This is a genomic window from Mesorhizobium sp. M0500, from assembly GCF_040321165.1.
Lineage (GTDB): Bacteria > Pseudomonadota > Alphaproteobacteria > Rhizobiales > Rhizobiaceae > Mesorhizobium.
This window is the reverse complement of sequence record NZ_JAMYRB010000022.1, coordinates 21,104-37,088: the sequence shown is the minus strand read 5'-3', so window position 1 is coordinate 37,088 and position 15,985 is coordinate 21,104. Positions and strand designations below refer to the sequence as shown.

Here is a 15,985-nt window from a genome sequence, read left to right as displayed (position 1 = left end):
GTCGCGACTTCTGCCGCTCGAAGGCGGTCATCCGTTCAGCTAGGCATGAGCAAGCTCAGCCCGGCATGAAGCCGGTGCGCAGCGCGTGAGCCCATTCGGGCCGTCCCGCCTGCTCGGCCTGGCGCGCCGCCGCCTCGTGGTCATAATCGACGGCGATGGCTTCGAAACTGTCGGGGTGCAAGTCGACGATGCCGTAGCGGGCGTGCGGCGAGCCCTGCTCGGAGACATGCGCCGGCGGCGTATCATCGTGATAGGCCGGGCAGCCGATGCTGCCCGGGTTGAAGATGACCGGACCGCCGGGAATGCGGACCAGCTCGCTGCGATGGCTGTGGCCGCAAAGCATGATGCGGCAGGCGGGATCGATCGCGCCGAGGCGCCGCTCGATTGCGACCAGCGGCGCGCGCACCAGCCGGCCGTCGACGATCGCGTCAGTCAGGTATTTTTCGTCGTGGTCGGGCCGGGCATGGAAGGCGAGTATGCCGGGCGCGACTTCCAGCGTGAGGGGCAGCGCGAACAGCGCCTCGCGCTGGCCTGCGGTCAGCCGTTCCTGCGCGTAGGGGTCGGACGGCCACATGGTCTCGTCGGCGGTGTCGCGGGCAACGCGGCGGTCGTGGTTGCCGCGCACCGTCGGCAGGTCGAGCGTCTCGAGCCTCTCCATGGTCTCGCGCGGCCAGAGCGGGCCGGAAACGCAATCGCCGAGATTGACGATGAGGTCGGCGCCGCCGCGCTGCCGCAGATCATCGAGCACGGCGTCGAGCGCCAGGACATTGCCGTGGATGTCGGCGAGGACGGCAATGCGCATGGCAGGCTCCGTTAATTGGAATGGCTGGAGGGCGGGTGAAGCTACTTTGCTCGCCTCGCGAGGCGAGCGAGAGCGGAACCCAGCTTCGGGTCGTTCAGGCGCGGACTTCGATCTCGTGGCCGCCGACCGCCGGCAACGATGCGTCGCCGGCCGCGGCAATAACACTGTCGAGCAGGCCCGGGAAGCGGCGGTCGAGATCGTCACGGCGCAGCGTGATCAGCCGGCTGGTTCCAACCGCCTCGGTGCGGGTGACGCCGGCCTCACGCAGCTTGGCCAAATGGTAGCTCAGATTGGTCTTCGAGCAGAGATCGAGGAACCGGCTGCAATTCAGCGGCACGCCCTCTTTGCTGGCGAGATAGCGCACGATGGCCAGTCGCGTCGGGTCGCCGAGCACGGCAAGCACGTTCGGCAGGCTGATCTGGTCGGCGGTGGGATGGGGCAAGGTCATGCCCAGGAATTAAGCACATTCGGAGCCGATTTCAACGCATCTTCTCTCGTGGCTAATGGACACATAGTTTCGTCCCGTCGCCCCGTCCTGACACCGGGCTGTCAGGATGGTTCGGCTATTTTGCAGCGGCTTTATTGACATCATGCCCTGTTATGTCCAATTGTTCAATAACCTTTGAACTAAGGAAATTGCCATGGATAAGCGCCTCATCTGGCTTGCGCTCGGATCGTTCACGATTTCGACCGAAGGTTTCGTCATCTCCAGCCTTTTGCCCGACATTGCAAAGGATGCCGCCATCTCCGTTCCGCTCGCCGGCACGCTGATCACCGCGTTTGCGCTCGCCTATGCGATCGGCACGCCGATCCTGGCAACGCTGACCGGCGAATGGGACCGGCGCCGCGTCATCCTGTGGACGCTGGTGTTCTTCGTGTTGGGCAACGTCGCCGCGGCGCTAAGCTCCTCCTTCGAATTGCTGTTGATCGCGCGCATCGTCATGGCGCTGTCGTCAGGCTTGTTCGCGGCGACCGCACAGGGAACGGCCGTTGCGCTTGTCGACGATCATCACCGCGCCCGCGCCATTGCCGTGGTCGTCGGCGGCACTACGGTTGCGGTCGCGGTCGGAGCACCGCTCGGCGCGCTCGTTGCGACGGTTGCCGGCTGGCGCGGCACCTTCTTTGCCATCGCCGGCCTTGGTGCGCTCGCCGGCGCGATCCTGTGGTACCGGCTGCCGCGCGGCATCGTCGGCACCAGGCTGCCGCTCCGGATGCGGTTGGCAGCGGCACTTCGCCCCGGCGTCATGCCTATCCTGGTGACGACCATCCTGGCCCTGATCGGCGCCTTCACCGTCTTTGCCTTTGTCGCGCCGCTCGCGATCGAAGGCGGCGGACTGAACCCGATCGCGCTTCCCGGAATGCTGCTCGCTTTCGGCGTTGGCGCGGTCATCGGCAATATCGGCGGCGGTCAGGCCGCCGACCGTTTCGGCGCGACGCGCACCGTCTGCTGGTCACTGGCGCTGAGTGCCGCGATGCTGGTCACGTTTTCGCTGATCCCGATGTTCCTGCCGCGCGAGATCGCCGGGCCGGCATTGATGGCCATGATGGTGCCGTGGGGCATCGTCGGCTGGGCATTCCCGCCGGCGCAGGCCAGCCGCATCATCAAGCTGGCGCCCGATGCCGCGCCAATCGTGCTGTCGCTGAACGCTTCGGCGCTCTATCTCGGCGTGGCACTGGGTGCCGTGGTCGGCGCCGCGGTGCTGCGCTATGGCGCACCGGCCGACCTCGGCGTGGTCGCGGCGGCATTCCCGATCGTCGGTCTGGGCGTCGTGCTGGCGGGCCACCTGGCGGCGCGTCCGGTGGCGATGCCGGCCGAGTAAGGCTTGTTAGCAAAGCTTGGCTGCCGGCCGCCGATAGTTCAAGTCGCGGCGGCGGTGCGTCAAAATCCAGCGCGGCGATTTCGTCCAGTGCCGAATTCTGGGAAGTTGCCGGAAGCGACCTCGCCGACGTTCCGCAAGAAATCGTCATGACCGCCGACGATCTGGTCGATGCAGCGCTGGTTGGCCTGGAAAAAGGTGAAGCATTCACGGCACCGGGTCTTGCCGATATTGCCGGGGGGGTGCCTTTCTTCGCGTCCGCAAGGCTTCTTCGGCAGTCTTCTGGCGGGCAAGCCGGCGGCGCGTTACGCTGCCCGACATGGCTAAAGACTGATCTTACGCTGTCCGCCACATCGGGATGATCGAGGCGGCCAGCAGCAGGCCAAGCACGGCGTTGAGCATGCGCCACTGCCGCTCGGTTCGCAGCAACCGGGCGAGCAGCGTGCCCGCCACGCACCACGCCGCCAGCGATAGGGCCGCTGCAAGGCCGAAGACCGTGCCGAGCAGCACGGCGAGCTGCAGCGGCCCGTTGGCGAGCGCGGCAAAGGATGCCGCCGCTCCCAGCCCCATGGCCCAGCCCTTTGGGTTCATCCATTGCAGGCCGGCGCCGCCCAAAAAGCTGTTCGGCTTTGCCATGGCCACGTCCAGGTTGGGCGGACCGCTGCGGCCGATCTTGAGGGCAAGCCACGTCAGATAGAGGGTACCGGCCATTTTCATTGCCAGTTGCAGCGAAGGAGCGGCAGCCAGCAGACTGGCGAGCCCGGCAGCACCTGCCGCAGCCACCGTGGCCAAGCCGGCCGCACTCCCGGCCATCAGCGGGATAGAGCGGCGAAAGCCGAACTGCGCGCCGGACGCCGTCGATAAGGTCGTGGCCATGCCGGGCGTTGAGGTTGAGACCAGCGCGAACAGGACGAGGGGAAGGACGGTTTCAAACATGCTGCTTCCTTTGAAGCCTGCACGGTAGGCTGTTTGGCTCATCAGTAAATGCAATGTTTGCTATGATCTGTATTAGCAAATATAATAGCCGGATGCTCCGCAACCTCGATACTGCCCTGGTTCGAACCTTCGTCACCGTTGCCGACAAGGCCAGCATGACGGCGGCGGCCAACGCGCTGCATTTGACGCAAGGTGCCGTCAGCCAGCAGATCAAGCGTTTGGAAGAGGTTCTCGGCTGCAGCCTGTTCGATCGCGATCGGCGCGGATTGCGATTGACCCGCTCCGGCGAGCGATTGTTCGGCAAGGGCAAGCGCCTGCTTTCCCTCAATGACGAGATCCTGGCGGAGATGGCGGGCGATGCGGTTGCCGGTCAGGTGCGGCTCGGGGTGCCGTACGACCTTGTCGGCACCTTGCTTGCGCCGGTGCTGAAGGCCTATGCCGAGGCCTATCCGCAGGTCGAGATCTCGCTTGTCTGTGCTTCGTCGCCAGAGTTGGCCGCAGCCTTGGCGACCGGCACTATAGAGCTCGCGGTGATCGAGGAGCCGATCGGTCGGTCGGCCGGTGAATGCCTTGTTGTCGACCGGCTGGTCTGGGTCGGCGCCAAAGGCGGCGCCGCCCGCGGCAAGCGGCCCTTGCCGGTTTCGATGGTCGCCGAGACCTGTGCGTTCCGCCCGGTGGTGCTGGAGGCGCTTAACGAGCATGGGCTGGAATGGCGCACCGTATTCGAAAACGGCAGCATCGACGCGACGACGGCGACGGTGCGTTCGGACTTGGCCGTCACCACCTGGTTGGCGTCGACCGTGCCTGTCGACCTCGACATTTTGGCCAACGATCCGGAGCTGCCGTCATTGCCGAATTTTTCGATCAATCTGCATTTGCCGAAGCACGACGTCGCGCCGGCTGCACTGGCATTCGCGGGCCACCTCCGCGATGGGTTGGCAGGGCGACGAGAGGCGGCTTAAAAACAGCAAAAAGGACGGCCAGTGTTCAGCCGTCCTTGATCGCCCCGCGGCATCTACTTCCAGTTCTTGCGCCGCTCGATCTCGGCTTCGGACGGCTGCTCCGTGGCAAATGACCCGGTCTTGATCTCGCCGGAGCGTTCATAGCTCGCCATGAGGACGCCGGTGGTCGATGCCTGCGAACGGGTCAGCTTGAAGGCGGCAGGTATCGTGCCGCTGCCGAACAGTTTTTTGCCCTTGCCCAGCACCAGCGGGAAGATCAGCAAGCTGATCTCGTCGATCAGGTCATTGGCGAGCAAGGTCTGGATCAGCTCGCTCGATCCCTGAATGAGCAGGTCGGGGCCGTCCTCCTGCTTCATCCGGCGCAACGTCGCCACGACATCGCTGCCGAGCGGCTGGCTGTTTTGCCAGGACAGCGAATCCGGCCTGTGCGTCGCCACATATTTGGTGACGGCGTTGAAGCTGTCGGCGATCGGATCATTCTTCTGATAAGGCCAGTGGGCGGCGAAGATGTCGTAAGTCTTGCGGCCGAGAAGCAGCGCGAACGGTTTTGAAAACGTCTCGCCCATCGCGGCGCCCATCACATCGTCCCAGTAGTGAAACGTCCAGCCGCCGAATTTGAAGCCGCCGACAGGGTCCTCTTGCGGGCCGCCGGGCGCCTGCATGACGCCGTCGAGGCTGACGAATGTTGCGGCGATGATCTTCCTCATTGGAGCTCCCTTTCCCTGATCCGTGCCGTCATGGCCGGAGTTCGAGCCAAGGACGGGCGAACGGACATTTATCCGACAGCGGCCGGCAAATTTCCAGGGTTGGAAGGGCGGATGACTGCCGACCTTATCGTCTCAGCTTGGAGCCGAGAACGCTCAGCCCAAGCCAACGACCGTATCGTAGAGCAGCTTGAAGTTGAGCACCAGGATGAGCCCGGCGACCACCCAGGCCAGCACGGCAACGGCGCGGGAAATGGCGAAATTGCCCATCTTGCGCTTGTCCGAGACGAACTGCACCAGCGGTACGACAGCGAAGGGGAGCTGCATCGACAGGATTACCTGGCTGAAGACCAGCAACTGGCCGGTTCCCTTCTCGCCATAGAGCGCGGTGACCACCACCACCGGGATGATGGCGATGCCGCGCGTCAGCAGGCGGCGCGCCCATTGCGGGATGCGCAGCCGCAAGAACCCTTCCATCACGATCTGGCCGGCGAGCGTCGCCGTCACCGTCGAGTTCAGGCCGGAGGCGAGCAGCGCTACGGCAAACAGGATGGAAGCGATGCCGAGGCCAAGCAGCGGCGACAGAAGCTCGAAGGCCTGGCCGATCTCGGCAACGTCATGATGACCGGTGCCGTGGAACGCCACCGCCGACACGATCAGGATGGAAGCATTGACGAACAACGCCAGTATCAGCGCGATGGTCGAGTCGGTCGTCGCCCATTTGATGGCGTCGCGCTTACCGCGATCGGTGCGCTCATAGGCGCGGGTCTGCACGATCGAGGAATGCAGATAGAGATTGTGCGGCATCACCGTGGCGCCGATGATGCCGATGGCGATGTAGAGCATGGCCGGATTGGTGACGATCTCGGACGACGGCACGAACATCGCGTGCAGGATGGAGCCGACCGGCGGGGCGGCGGCAAAGATCTGAATGGCGAAGCAGCCGAAGATGATAATCAAAAGCGCTATGATGAAGGCCTCGAGGAAACGGAAGCCCTTGTTCATCAGCAGCAGCAGCAGGAAGGCATCGAGCGCGGTGATAATGGCGCCGCCGATCAGCGGAATCCCGAACAGCAGTTGCAAGGCGATCGCCGTGCCAATGACCTCGGCCAGGTCGCAGGCGATGATGGCCAATTCGCAAGCGACCCAAAGCATGAAATTGACCGGTCGCGGATAATAGGCGCGGCACGCCTGCGCAAGGTCGCGGCCGGTGGCGATGCCGAGCCGGGCGGCGAGTGCCTGCAGCAGGATCGCCATCAGGTTCGACAACATGATGATGAAAAGCAGCGTGTAGCCGAATTGGGCCCCGCCGGCGAGGTCGGTCGCCCAATTGCCCGGATCCATATAGCCGACCGAAACCATGTAGCCCGGCCCCATGAAGGCGAACAGCCGGCGAAGCCAGATCCCCGAGTGCGGCACCGCGATCGTTGCGTTGACTTCGCGAAGGCTGGGCTGCTCGTCGTCCTCCGGGCGGGCAAATCGCCACATGGACCGGGGGGCTGAGGTGGCTTCGGCTTCCGACATGAAATGGCTTTCCACTGGAACGATCGATGTTGTCCCCTTATCTATGCCACGGCTGAACATTATGCAATATGCTATATTTCATTGTCTGAGCTTTTTCTTGTGGCCGCTTGGCGTGCGGCCGGAACGGCAGTGAACGCCGGTTGCGCCGGCCACCGAATGGAAATAAACGGCCAGAACCAATAGGGTTCCGTGTTATGACCGCAATGTCGATTCAAACTGCCGGGAGGAGCGCGTATTGGCGCTGAAGAAAAGACCGGTTCCTCGCGAAAAGCCGCTGCCTGACGCAGAAATCCACTCGGAAGGCTTCAGGCAGACGCGTGAAGCGCGCCGCAGCGCGCTGGTCGAGGATTATGTCGAGCTCATCGCCGACCTGATCGAGGATGGCAACGAGGCGCGCCAGGTCGATATCGCGGCACGGCTCGGCGTCGCTCAGCCGACGGTAGCGAAAATGCTGACGCGGCTGTGCGCCGACGGGCTGGTCTCCCGGAAACCCTATCGCGGCGTGTTCCTGACCGATGCCGGCCGCAAGGTTGCGGAAGAGAGCCGCATTCGCCACCAGACGGTCGAGGCCTTCCTGCGCTCGCTCGGCGTCAGTGCCGAGACGGCGCGCATCGACGCCGAAGGCATCGAGCATCATGTCAGCGCCGAGACGCTCGAAGCCTTTCGCAAGGCAATAATCGCCGCCCGCTGAAAAGCACGGCCAGCGTATCTCTTCGCGCGACTCGCTTCCCACGAGCAGGGTGAACGGCACAGACCTTGCGATGTCTCGGCCAGAGAGCAGGCAAGCGTCAGCAAGCATTGCTTGTTCGCACGAAAAATACTGTGACTTGGCGTAACCGTTGAGATAATTGTTGTCGCGTCCGATCGAACCGGGACACGGCCCGATCGGCCGGAAAATTGCATCACGGGGGTTGCCATGCTCTGGAAGGGCCGTCGTCAGAGTGACAATGTCGAGGACGAGCGCGGCCAGAGCGGCGGGCTTGGCGGCGGGCCGGGGCAGTTTCGCATCCCGATCGGCGGTCGCGCCGGCGGCGGCGGCATGTCGGGCATTATCATCGTAGGGTTGATTTTCCTGGCAGGGTGGTATTTCGGCTTCGACCCGAGTCAGATCCTCGATAACAGCGGCTTGCAGCCCGGCGGCGGTCAGATCACCGACAATAGCGGTGCGCAAGGCGGCGGCACCGGTGCGCCGGCCTCCGACGAGATGAAGCAGTTCGTGTCGACTGTGCTGGCCGAGACCGAGGACACGTGGACCGGTATTTTTCAGTCCGAGGGCCTGACCTATCAAGATCCAAAACTGGTCCTGTTCAGCGGACGGATCGGCTCTGCTTGCGGCTCTGCCTCGTCAGCGGCCGGACCATTCTACTGTCCCAACGATCGCAAGGTCTATCTCGACACCACCTTCTTCCAGCAGCTCGATCAGCAGTTCGGTGCCTCGGGCGATTTCGCACAGGCCTATGTGATCGCGCATGAGGTCGGCCATCACGTGCAGAACCTCGTCGGCATCCTGCCCAAATTCAACCAGATGCGGCAGAGCATGGGCGAAGCGGACGCCAACCACTTGTCGGTGCAGGTCGAGTTGCAGGCCGACTGCTTTGCCGGCATCTGGGCGCATTTCACCGGTCAGAAGGGCATTTTGGAGCAGGGCGACATGGCGGAGGCACTGAACGCCGCCAAGCAGATCGGCGACGACACGCTGCAGAAGAAGATGCAGGGCTACGTGGTGCCGGAAAGCTTCAACCACGGCACGTCGCAGCAGCGGCAGACCTGGCTGGCGCGAGGCTTCCAGAACGGCAAGCTTTCGGACTGCGACACGTTCAACAACCCGATCTGAGCCGCCGGTTTTCTCGTAATCCGAGAGACTGGATCGCAGTCAGGGGATGTCAGGATGAAAGCACTCGGCCCGTTCCCTCATTGTTCCCAGCGATGTGCTCGCCTATAAGGTGTGTTCCCGTTCGCTCGGGCGGCCCGAGGAGATACCATCATGATAGACCCCAAAACCGCCAGGCGGGGCCTTGCGCTTGTTTTCACCACCCTGCTGCTCGACGTCATCGGCTTCGGCATCATTATGCCGGTGCTGCCGGCCTATCTCAGGGAATTGACCGGCGTCGGCATCAGCGAGGCGGCTATCGAGGGCGGCTGGCTGTTCTTCGTCTATGCGGCAATGCAGTTCGTTTTCGCACCAGTGATGGGCGGGTTGAGCGACCGGTTCGGGCGGCGGCCAATTCTGCTCGCCTCGGTGCTGACGTTCGCTATCGACAATCTGATCTGCGCTATCGCCTGGTCCTATCCGATGCTGTTCATCGGCCGCGTGCTGGCCGGCATTTCCGGCGCCAGTTATTCCACGACATCGGCGTTCATTGCCGATATCTCGACCGACGAAAATCGTGCGAAGAATTTCGGCCTGCTCGGCATTGCTTTCGGCGTCGGCTTCGTCATAGGGCCGGTTCTGGGCGGGTTGCTCGGCACGTTCGGGCCGCGTGTGCCGTTCTATTTCGCTGCCGGGCTTGCTTTCGCAAACTTTCTGATCGCGCTGTTTCTGTTGCCGGAAACACTTGATAACAAGCACCGTCGCCGCTTCGAGTGGAAACGCGCGAACCCGGTCGGCACGCTCGTCCAGATGCGCAACTACGAAGGTATCGGCTGGATCGGACTTGTCTTCTTTCTGATGACGCTGGGGCACATGATGTATCCTGCGGTCTGGTCGTTCGTCTCCAGTTATCGCTATGGCTGGAGCGAACAACAGATCGGCTTCTCGCTCGGCGCCTTCGGCCTGTGCGGGGCGATCGTCATGGCGACAGTCCTGCCGCGCGTGATCCCTAAGCTTGGCGAGTGGAAGACGGCGGTAATCGGTCTGGCATTTACCGCACTCAGCGCCTTCGGCTACGCCTTCGCGTCACAAGGCTGGATGATCTATGCAGTGATCGTCGTCGGATGTCTCGAGGCGTTGGCCGACCCGCCGCTCAGAAGCCTTGCGGCCGCCAAGGTGCCACCTTCCGCCCAGGGCGAACTCCAGGGCGCAATGACCTCGATCTTCTCGATCACCTCGATCATCACACCGCTGCTTTATACGGCGATCTTTTCCTGGTTCACGGGGCCGAGCGCGCCCGTAGCTTTCGGCGGTGCCCCGTATCTGCTCGGCGCGATTTTCCTCACGCTGGCGCTCGTCGTCTTCGTCACCAGGGTGGCCAAGCCGACGCCGAAGGAAGTCAAACGCATGCACGCGCAGGAAGCGGTGACGGACGGGGCTTGATCGGCGCCGGGAGCCCGGCCGGCGCCGTCAATCAAATCCGTTTTTGCGCATGCGCTAAACACGCTCGGCCAGTGCCGGCTCGCCGCGCTTTTCGCGGATGAGATTGACGAAGCGGCGAAACAGATAGTGCGAATCCTGCGGGCCGGGCGAGGCTTCGGGATGATGCTGGACCGAGAAGACCGGCCTGCCGGTGAGCGCAATGCCGCAATTCGAACCGTCGAACAGCGAGACATGCGTTTCCTCGACGCCGCTCGGCAATGAGTCGGCGTCGACGGCAAAGCCATGGTTCATCGAGACGATCTCGACCTTGCCGGTGGTGTGGTCCTTGACAGGATGATTGGCGCCGTGGTGGCCCTGATGCATTTTTGCGGTCTTGCCGCCCAGCGCCAGCGCCAGCATCTGGTGGCCGAGGCAGATGCCGAAAAGCGGGATTTCGGTCTTCAACAGATCCTGGATGACCGGAACGGCGTAGTCGCCGGTGGCTTCCGGATCGCCGGGGCCGTTGGATAGAAAAATGCCGTCGGGCCGCATCGCCAGGATCTCCTCGGCGCCGGTTTTTGCCGGCACCACAGTGACCTTGGCGCCGAGGCCGGCCAGCAGGCGCAATATGTTGCGCTTGACGCCGTAGTCGACGGCAACGACGTGCATCGACGGATCAGCCTGTTCGCCAAAGCCCTCGTTCCAGACCCAGGGCGTCTCGCGCCAGACCGATGACTGGCCGGAGGTCACCTCCTTGGCGAGATCAAGCCCGATAAGCCCTGACCATGCGGCGGCGCGGCGCTTGAGGTCATCGACGTCGAAGATACCGTCGGGCGCGTGCGCGATGACGGCATTGGGCATGCCCTTTTCGCGGATCAGCGCGGTCAGCGCCCGCGTGTCGATGCCCGAAAGTGCGACGATGCCGCGCTTCTTCAGCCACTGGTCGAGACCGGTTCCGGCGCGGTAATTCGACGGGTTGGTGACATCGGCCTTGAACACGGCGCCGACGGCGCCGGCGCGGGCCAGCGGGTTGAGGTCCTCGATGTCTTCGTCATTGGTGCCGATATTGCCGATATGCGGAAAGGTGAAAGTGACGATCTGGCCGGCATAGGATGGGTCGGTGAGTATCTCCTGGTAGCCGGTCAGCGCGGTGTTGAAGCAGACCTCGGCGACGGCGGAGCCGGTGGCGCCCAGACCGCGGCCCTCTATGACAGTGCCGTCGGCCAGCACCAGCAGGGCTGTCGGCCTCTCGCTGGCCCAAGGGGGGGTCGACGCGGCTGTCTTCGTTGCCATGGCGGCACTCCTAAAGGTTGCGCCCTCAGTCGGCGCAACAAAAGGCGCGAAGCGGCGATCTCACAGCCTCGGCGCGCTAAGTTTTCATTTGTGCCTGTCGTTGCCAAAACCGCTACGCATTTTTGGGCGACGTGCACTAGAATTCAATTCATGCAAGGCCCAGTACATAGGGGAAGGCGCCAAGGCGGTCAATGATGCCGCGCCGTGCGTGCCTGGATTTATTTCGTCGAATAATATCAGCGGTTTGCCGGACGCTATCGAATTTGCCTTGAGCTATCGGCACGACTATTGTCCGCGGCATTCGAAGGAGAAAGCACCATGCGAGGCAAAATCGCCGAATCCCTGAAGAGTGCGATGAAGGCGCAGGACAAGCGCCGGCTGCCGACATTGCGGCTGATCCAGGCGGCCATTCATGATCGCGACATCGCCAATCGCGGCGCCGGCAAGGAGCCGGCCAGCAACGACGAAATCCTGCAGATCCTGGCCAAGATGGTGAAGCAGCGCGAAGAATCGGCCAAGGCGTTCGATGACGGCAAGCGGCCGGAGCTTGCAGCGCAGGAGCGCGACGAGATGGCCATCATCCGCGACTTCCTGCCGACGCAACTGGGTCAGGCCGAGACGGAAAGCGCCGTCCGTTCCGCCATCGCCGAGACCGGCGCCAGCGGCGTCAAGGATATGGGCAAGGTGATGGCGGCGCTCAAGGAGAAATACGCCGGTCAGATGGATTTTTCCGAGGCGAGCGGCATCGTCAAGAGCCTGCTTCAGTAAGCTGCCGAAGGCCCTTGCCGTCGCGCCCGCAATCCGGCAGCCAAAAGCTCGCGCCCGTGATCAAACTCGTCAAACCGGCGCTTGAACACCTGCCGTCCTACAAGGCGGCCCTCGAGCGCGGCTGGTCGCCGGACAATGTGGGGCTGCTCGACGCGACGCGCGAGCAGCTTGCGGCTATCGAAAAGGATCCAGCGACTTTCCTTGGCGATCTCGACGATTCCGATGGCAAGGGACCGCCGATCACCTTGCCCGACGGTTCGACGGTGCCGCGGCTGCCCGGATTCCGGCGCTGGATCTGGGACGGGGAAGTCGCAGGCTCAATCGGCCTGCGCTGGCAGCACGGCACCGCGGCGCTGCCGTCGCATGTGCTCGGCCACATCGGCTATGCGGTGGTGCCGTGGAAACGGGGACGCGGCTATGCGACCGAGGCGCTGCGGCTGATGCTGGTGGAGGCGAGGGCGGTTGGCCTGCCCTTCGTCGAAATCACCTGCAAGCCTCACAATGTGCCCTCGCAGAAGGTCGTTCTGGCCAATGGCGGCCGGCTCGTCGGGCGTTTCTTCGAGGACGCCGCCTATGGCGGCGCGGAAAGCCTGCGCTACCGGATCGATCTGTAGCCCTATTCGGCGGCAGCCGGCAGCGGCGGCGCAGCCCGGCTTCGCCATTCCCAGACATGCGAGGCAAGCGCAACCGCGACCGCGACCAGCATGGCGATCGCGCCAACCACCGGCAGGCTGCGATAGCCATAGCCGGCATTGAGCATCGCCGCGCCGAGCGATGCGGCGAGCGCGATGCCGACATTGAAGCCCGACGGGATGAGCGACGAGGCAAGGTTGGAGGCGTCTGCGGTCCAGGTCAGGATGCGGGTCTGGATCGGCGTGCCGATGGCAAAGTTGAGGCCGCCCCAGACGAAGATCGCTATCACCATCGGCAGCGGGTAAGGGCTGACAGCGTAGATCAAGGCGAGCATTGCCGCCTGTAGGAAAAGCATGGCGATGAGCGACGGCATCAGCTTCCAGTCGGCGAGCCGCCCGCCGACGAAGACGCCGATCGTTGCGCCGACCCCATTGAGCAAGAGCACCCAAGGTATCCATTTCTCGTCGAGGCCTGTGACCTCAAGCAGCGTCGGCGTGATGTAGGTGAACAGGCCGAACTGGCCGATCATCAGCATCAGCATAATAATGAGCGAGGTCCAGACCTGCTGGCGTGCGAGCACGCGGACCTCGCTTCCAAGGCTCGCCGACGGGCTCGACGATCCCGTCTTGCGCGGCAGCAGGGCGCCGATTGCCGTGAAGGCCACCACACCGAGCGCGCACATCACCCAGAATGTCGCACGCCATCCCCAGATGTTGCCGATTGCCGTGCCGGCCGGAACGCCGATTACGTTCGATACGGTGAGGCCGGACAGGATCAGCGCCACCGCCATGCCGCGCTGGTCTTCGCGCACGAGGCCGACGGCCACCACCATGGCAACGCCGAAATAGGCGCCATGCGCCACGGCCACCGCTATCCGCAACAGCAGCATCGAAGCGAAGTCGGGCGCCAGCGCGCAGGCGGCCTGGCCGATGGTGAAGGCTGCAGTCAGTCCAAGCAGCAGGGCCTTGCGGGAGAACCTTTTGGTGGCGAGCGCCAGCAGCGGGCCGCCGACTGCAATGCCGCCGGCATAGCCGGAAACGAGATAGCCGGCGGTCGGGATCGCGACGCCAAGGCCCTCCGCCACCTGCGGCAGCACGCCGGCGATGACGAATTCGGTGGTGCCGAAGGCGAAGGCGGCAATGAACAGGGCAATGAGGGGGAGCATGGCGGAAAGGCGATCCTCGGATAAGGTCGCCTCAAACCACGGATGAGGGCAGCGGGCAATCCAGAAATTGTCGACGCCGCTTTAGCTTTTCTTGATCGCCGGTCAGGCGCCCGCCGCGGAGGCAAGAGCTAGGCGGCTGCCTTCCTTCCATAAGGAATTTTCAGCCACGCTCGCTCGTGAAGATAGTAGAGCAGCGACTTGGTGACGACCTCGGTCAGGCCGATGGCCGCGGCGAGCTTGATGCTTCCGGTCACGACGAGCGAAATGATCATCGTGTCGATGGTGCCGGTGACGCGCCAGGAAAGCGCTTTGGCGAAGCTGCGGGAATGGGTGTCCATCGACTTTCCTTCCGGTAGATGCGGCGATCTTTAGCCGACAGACAGGAGGTGGCGCAAAGATAATTTTTGCGCATTGGCCAACAGCAATTTTCTAGGCGATGTTCTGAAGCTACCCGGCCTGTGGATGCACTATCCGGCCTTCAGCCGCGAACCGGTGAGCAGGCCGCGCTCTTCAAGTACGGGATAGGCCATCGAGGCGAGCAGCGAGTTGATCTGCTTGAGGTCGCGAATGGTGTCGAGATGGATCGAACTGGTCTCGACGCTCTTGGGGGTGCCGTCGCGCAGCCGCACGAAATGGCTCTGGCTGGTTTCCTTCTCGCGGTCGCGCAGCCGGTCCTTTTCCAGCACCAACTGGCGAGCGGTCTCCGGATCGCGGGATACCAGCACGTTGAAGGCAAGCCTGGCATTGGCAAGCACCAAGCCATGGAAGGCGCAAAGCTCACGCCAGCCTTCCGGCGTGAACTCCAGCCCGCGCTCGAATTTCTTCTTCACGTGGACCAGCATGTTGCGCACGATGATGTCGCCGACCTGCTCCAGCTTGACGCAGGCGCCGATCAGCTCCTGGCAACGCAGCGCCTCGTCCTCGCTCAACGGGTTCTTGGTGACCTTGGCCAGATAGAGCTTGATCGCAGCGTGCTTCCTGTCGACACGGTCGTCGAGTGCGGCCAACGCGCCGATCTTGTCGGCATCGGCGCTCTCATAGAGCTCGATGATCCGTTTCAGCATGATCTCGACCGTTTCGCAGACCCGCACCACCTCGCGGGTGGCGTTGGCCAATGCCTGGCTCGGCACGTCGAGCGCACTTTCGTTGAGCGCCGAAAGCTCGACGACGTCGAGCGCGTTGGCGGCCTGGGGCTTGGTGCCCAACGCCACGATCCTTTCCGAGGCGCGATAGACCAGGCTCGCCAGCGGTAGGCCGGCGATCAGGATCAGGATGTTGAAGACAATGTGGGCATTGACGATCTGCTCGGGCACCGTGCTGCCCAAGAAGGCGACCGGCGGCTTGAACGTCAGGAACAGGATCAGCATGATCAGCGAACCCATGCCGCGCATCAGGAGATTGCCGATCGGCACGATACGAACGCCGGGTTCTGCGTTGCGGGTTAGAAGCGGCGCAATGATCGAAGAGCCGAGATTGACACCGAGCACCAGCACGATGCCGAGTTCGGGCGGGATGAAGCCGCGGCCGGCCAGCGTCACCATCAGCAGCACCGCGGCGATCGAGGAATGGAACAGCCAGGTGACCAACGCCGCCAGAAGATAGGCGGTGACCGGATCGCCGGAGAAGTAATCGACGATGAGCGGCATCAGCGTGCTCTGGCGCAGTGGCTCCGACGCCTGGCCGATCATCTCCAGCGACAGAAGCAGCAGGCCGATGCCGACCAGGATGCGGCCGAACTGGCGCCAGTCGCGCCGCTCGGTGGCCATGAACATGACGGTGCCGGCGACCAGGCAGATCGGCACCAGCAGCGACAGATCGAAGGTGAGCAGCTTGACCACCAGTGCCGAGCCGATCTCGGCGCCGCGCACCGCAAGCTGGCCCGACATGCCGCTGACAATACCGGAGCCGGCGAATGAGCCGACCAGCAAGGTGACGGCGGTCGAGCTTTGCAGCGCGACAGCCAGGCCGCAGCCGGCCAGAACCGCCATGAACGGATTGCGCATTGTGGCGCGCAGTTTGTGGCGCAGCACATCGCCATAGGCGCGCTCGACGCCGGTCTTCACCAAACGGGTGGCAAACAGCATCAATGCGACCGCACCGGCAAGGTGCAGCAAAACGACAGAGCCACTCATGCCCGACCCCGCAACCC

Annotated in this window: 17 protein-coding genes; 8 read left to right on the top strand and 9 right to left on the bottom strand. The window is 63.6% G+C overall.

Annotated features, from left to right (window positions below; genetic code table 11):
• Positions 1–55: 55 nt before the first annotated feature.
• The gene (locus NKI70_RS26935) at positions 56–802 is read right to left on the bottom strand and encodes a metallophosphoesterase family protein (RefSeq protein WP_352725393.1); all 747 of its coding nucleotides are present in this window, start codon (positions 800–802) and stop codon (positions 56–58) included.
• A gap of 94 nt (positions 803–896) precedes the next feature.
• The gene (locus tag NKI70_RS26930) at positions 897–1,250 is read right to left on the bottom strand and encodes an ArsR/SmtB family transcription factor (RefSeq protein ID WP_352457526.1); all 354 of its coding nucleotides are present in this window, start codon (positions 1,248–1,250) and stop codon (positions 897–899) included.
• A gap of 193 nt (positions 1,251–1,443) precedes the next feature.
• On the opposite strand from NKI70_RS26930, the gene NKI70_RS26925 reads away from it, so the two are divergent.
• Entirely contained in the window at positions 1,444–2,622 is a 1,179-nt protein-coding gene (locus NKI70_RS26925) for an MFS transporter (protein ID WP_352457527.1), read from the top strand.
• A 146-nt stretch (positions 2,623–2,768) separates the two neighbouring features.
• The gene (locus tag NKI70_RS26920) at positions 2,769–2,981 is read left to right on the top strand and encodes a hypothetical protein (RefSeq protein WP_352725391.1); all 213 of its coding nucleotides are present in this window, start codon (positions 2,769–2,771) and stop codon (positions 2,979–2,981) included.
• On the opposite strand, the gene NKI70_RS26915 is transcribed toward NKI70_RS26920, so the two are convergent.
• The gene (locus NKI70_RS26915) at positions 2,956–3,555 is read right to left on the bottom strand and encodes a LysE family translocator (protein WP_352567933.1); all 600 of its coding nucleotides are present in this window, start codon (positions 3,553–3,555) and stop codon (positions 2,956–2,958) included. The genes NKI70_RS26920 and NKI70_RS26915 overlap by 26 nt on opposite strands.
• 92 nt (positions 3,556–3,647) lie before the next feature.
• On the opposite strand from NKI70_RS26915, the gene NKI70_RS26910 reads away from it, so the two are divergent.
• Positions 3,648–4,517: a LysR family transcriptional regulator gene (locus NKI70_RS26910; RefSeq protein ID WP_352567932.1), complete on the top strand. Its 870-nt coding sequence runs from the start codon at positions 3,648–3,650 to the stop codon at positions 4,515–4,517.
• A 53-nt stretch (positions 4,518–4,570) separates the two neighbouring features.
• Here the strand turns inward: NKI70_RS26910 and NKI70_RS26905 are convergent, their stop codons facing one another.
• Complete coding sequence (locus NKI70_RS26905) at positions 4,571–5,224, bottom strand: dihydrofolate reductase family protein (protein WP_023678310.1); 654 nt, start codon at positions 5,222–5,224, stop codon at positions 4,571–4,573.
• A gap of 153 nt (positions 5,225–5,377) precedes the next feature.
• Complete coding sequence (locus NKI70_RS26900) at positions 5,378–6,745, bottom strand: Nramp family divalent metal transporter (RefSeq protein WP_352450711.1); 1,368 nt, start codon at positions 6,743–6,745, stop codon at positions 5,378–5,380.
• Positions 6,746–6,980: 235 nt separating this feature from the next.
• On the opposite strand from NKI70_RS26900, the gene mntR reads away from it, so the two are divergent.
• The 3 genes from mntR (at position 6,981) to NKI70_RS26885 (ending at position 9,998) form a co-directional block, all read left to right on the top strand.
• Entirely contained in the window at positions 6,981–7,436 is a 456-nt protein-coding gene (gene mntR / locus NKI70_RS26895; protein ID WP_023678308.1) for a manganese-binding transcriptional regulator MntR, read from the top strand.
• Between the two features lie 225 nt (positions 7,437–7,661).
• The gene (gene ypfJ, locus NKI70_RS26890; protein ID WP_352725389.1) at positions 7,662–8,579 is read left to right on the top strand and encodes a KPN_02809 family neutral zinc metallopeptidase; all 918 of its coding nucleotides are present in this window, start codon (positions 7,662–7,664) and stop codon (positions 8,577–8,579) included.
• 150 nt (positions 8,580–8,729) lie between these two features.
• A complete protein-coding gene (locus NKI70_RS26885) occupies positions 8,730–9,998 on the top strand; it encodes a TCR/Tet family MFS transporter (protein ID WP_352567929.1) in 1,269 nt (422 codons plus the stop codon).
• Positions 9,999–10,052: 54 nt separating this feature from the next.
• Here the strand turns inward: NKI70_RS26885 and carA are convergent, their stop codons facing one another.
• Entirely contained in the window at positions 10,053–11,270 is a 1,218-nt protein-coding gene (gene carA, locus NKI70_RS26880; RefSeq protein WP_352567928.1) for a glutamine-hydrolyzing carbamoyl-phosphate synthase small subunit, read from the bottom strand.
• A 318-nt stretch (positions 11,271–11,588) separates the two neighbouring features.
• Between carA and NKI70_RS26875 the strand changes: the two genes are divergently transcribed.
• Both NKI70_RS26875 and NKI70_RS26870 read left to right on the top strand, forming a co-directional pair.
• On the top strand, positions 11,589–12,038 hold the full coding sequence (locus tag NKI70_RS26875) for a GatB/YqeY domain-containing protein (protein WP_352697656.1): 450 nt from the start codon (positions 11,589–11,591) through the stop codon (positions 12,036–12,038).
• A gap of 56 nt (positions 12,039–12,094) precedes the next feature.
• Positions 12,095–12,652, top strand: a complete 558-nt coding sequence (locus tag NKI70_RS26870) for a GNAT family N-acetyltransferase (RefSeq protein ID WP_352697658.1) — start codon at positions 12,095–12,097, stop codon at positions 12,650–12,652.
• A 2-nt stretch (positions 12,653–12,654) separates the two neighbouring features.
• On the opposite strand, the gene NKI70_RS26865 is transcribed toward NKI70_RS26870, so the two are convergent.
• The 3 genes from NKI70_RS26865 to NKI70_RS26855 all read right to left on the bottom strand — a co-directional run bounded on the left by NKI70_RS26865 (position 12,655) and on the right by NKI70_RS26855 (position 15,968).
• The gene (locus NKI70_RS26865; RefSeq protein WP_352450716.1) at positions 12,655–13,836 is read right to left on the bottom strand and encodes an MFS transporter; all 1,182 of its coding nucleotides are present in this window, start codon (positions 13,834–13,836) and stop codon (positions 12,655–12,657) included.
• Between the two features lie 128 nt (positions 13,837–13,964).
• The gene (locus NKI70_RS26860; protein WP_023678301.1) at positions 13,965–14,174 is read right to left on the bottom strand and encodes a DUF2061 domain-containing protein; all 210 of its coding nucleotides are present in this window, start codon (positions 14,172–14,174) and stop codon (positions 13,965–13,967) included.
• Between the two features lie 129 nt (positions 14,175–14,303).
• Entirely contained in the window at positions 14,304–15,968 is a 1,665-nt protein-coding gene (locus NKI70_RS26855; RefSeq protein ID WP_352638252.1) for a Na/Pi cotransporter family protein, read from the bottom strand.
• Positions 15,969–15,985 lie beyond the last annotated feature (17 nt).

What these genes read in the sequence shown, in the direction of transcription:
- NKI70_RS26935 (WP_352725393.1), bottom strand. Translation starts at nt 802, where the DNA reads ATGCGCATTGCCGTCCTCGCCGACATCCACGGCAATGTCCTGGCGCTC.
- NKI70_RS26930 (WP_352457526.1), bottom strand. Translation starts at nt 1,250, where the DNA reads ATGACCTTGCCCCATCCCACCGCCGACCAGATCAGCCTGCCGAACGTG.
- NKI70_RS26925 (WP_352457527.1), top strand. Translation starts at nt 1,444, where the DNA reads ATGGATAAGCGCCTCATCTGGCTTGCGCTCGGATCGTTCACGATTTCG.
- NKI70_RS26920 (WP_352725391.1), top strand. Translation starts at nt 2,769, where the DNA reads ATGACCGCCGACGATCTGGTCGATGCAGCGCTGGTTGGCCTGGAAAAA.
- NKI70_RS26915 (WP_352567933.1), bottom strand. Translation starts at nt 3,555, where the DNA reads ATGTTTGAAACCGTCCTTCCCCTCGTCCTGTTCGCGCTGGTCTCAACC.
- NKI70_RS26910 (WP_352567932.1), top strand. Translation starts at nt 3,648, where the DNA reads ATGCTCCGCAACCTCGATACTGCCCTGGTTCGAACCTTCGTCACCGTT.
- NKI70_RS26905 (WP_023678310.1), bottom strand. Translation starts at nt 5,224, where the DNA reads ATGAGGAAGATCATCGCCGCAACATTCGTCAGCCTCGACGGCGTCATG.
- NKI70_RS26900 (WP_352450711.1), bottom strand. Translation starts at nt 6,745, where the DNA reads ATGTCGGAAGCCGAAGCCACCTCAGCCCCCCGGTCCATGTGGCGATTT.
- ypfJ (WP_352725389.1), top strand. Translation starts at nt 7,662, where the DNA reads ATGCTCTGGAAGGGCCGTCGTCAGAGTGACAATGTCGAGGACGAGCGC.
- NKI70_RS26885 (WP_352567929.1), top strand. Translation starts at nt 8,730, where the DNA reads ATGATAGACCCCAAAACCGCCAGGCGGGGCCTTGCGCTTGTTTTCACC.
- carA (WP_352567928.1), bottom strand. Translation starts at nt 11,270, where the DNA reads ATGGCAACGAAGACAGCCGCGTCGACCCCCCCTTGGGCCAGCGAGAGG.
- NKI70_RS26875 (WP_352697656.1), top strand. Translation starts at nt 11,589, where the DNA reads ATGCGAGGCAAAATCGCCGAATCCCTGAAGAGTGCGATGAAGGCGCAG.
- NKI70_RS26865 (WP_352450716.1), bottom strand. Translation starts at nt 13,836, where the DNA reads ATGCTCCCCCTCATTGCCCTGTTCATTGCCGCCTTCGCCTTCGGCACC.
- NKI70_RS26860 (WP_023678301.1), bottom strand. Translation starts at nt 14,174, where the DNA reads ATGGACACCCATTCCCGCAGCTTCGCCAAAGCGCTTTCCTGGCGCGTC.
- NKI70_RS26855 (WP_352638252.1), bottom strand. Translation starts at nt 15,968, where the DNA reads ATGAGTGGCTCTGTCGTTTTGCTGCACCTTGCCGGTGCGGTCGCATTG.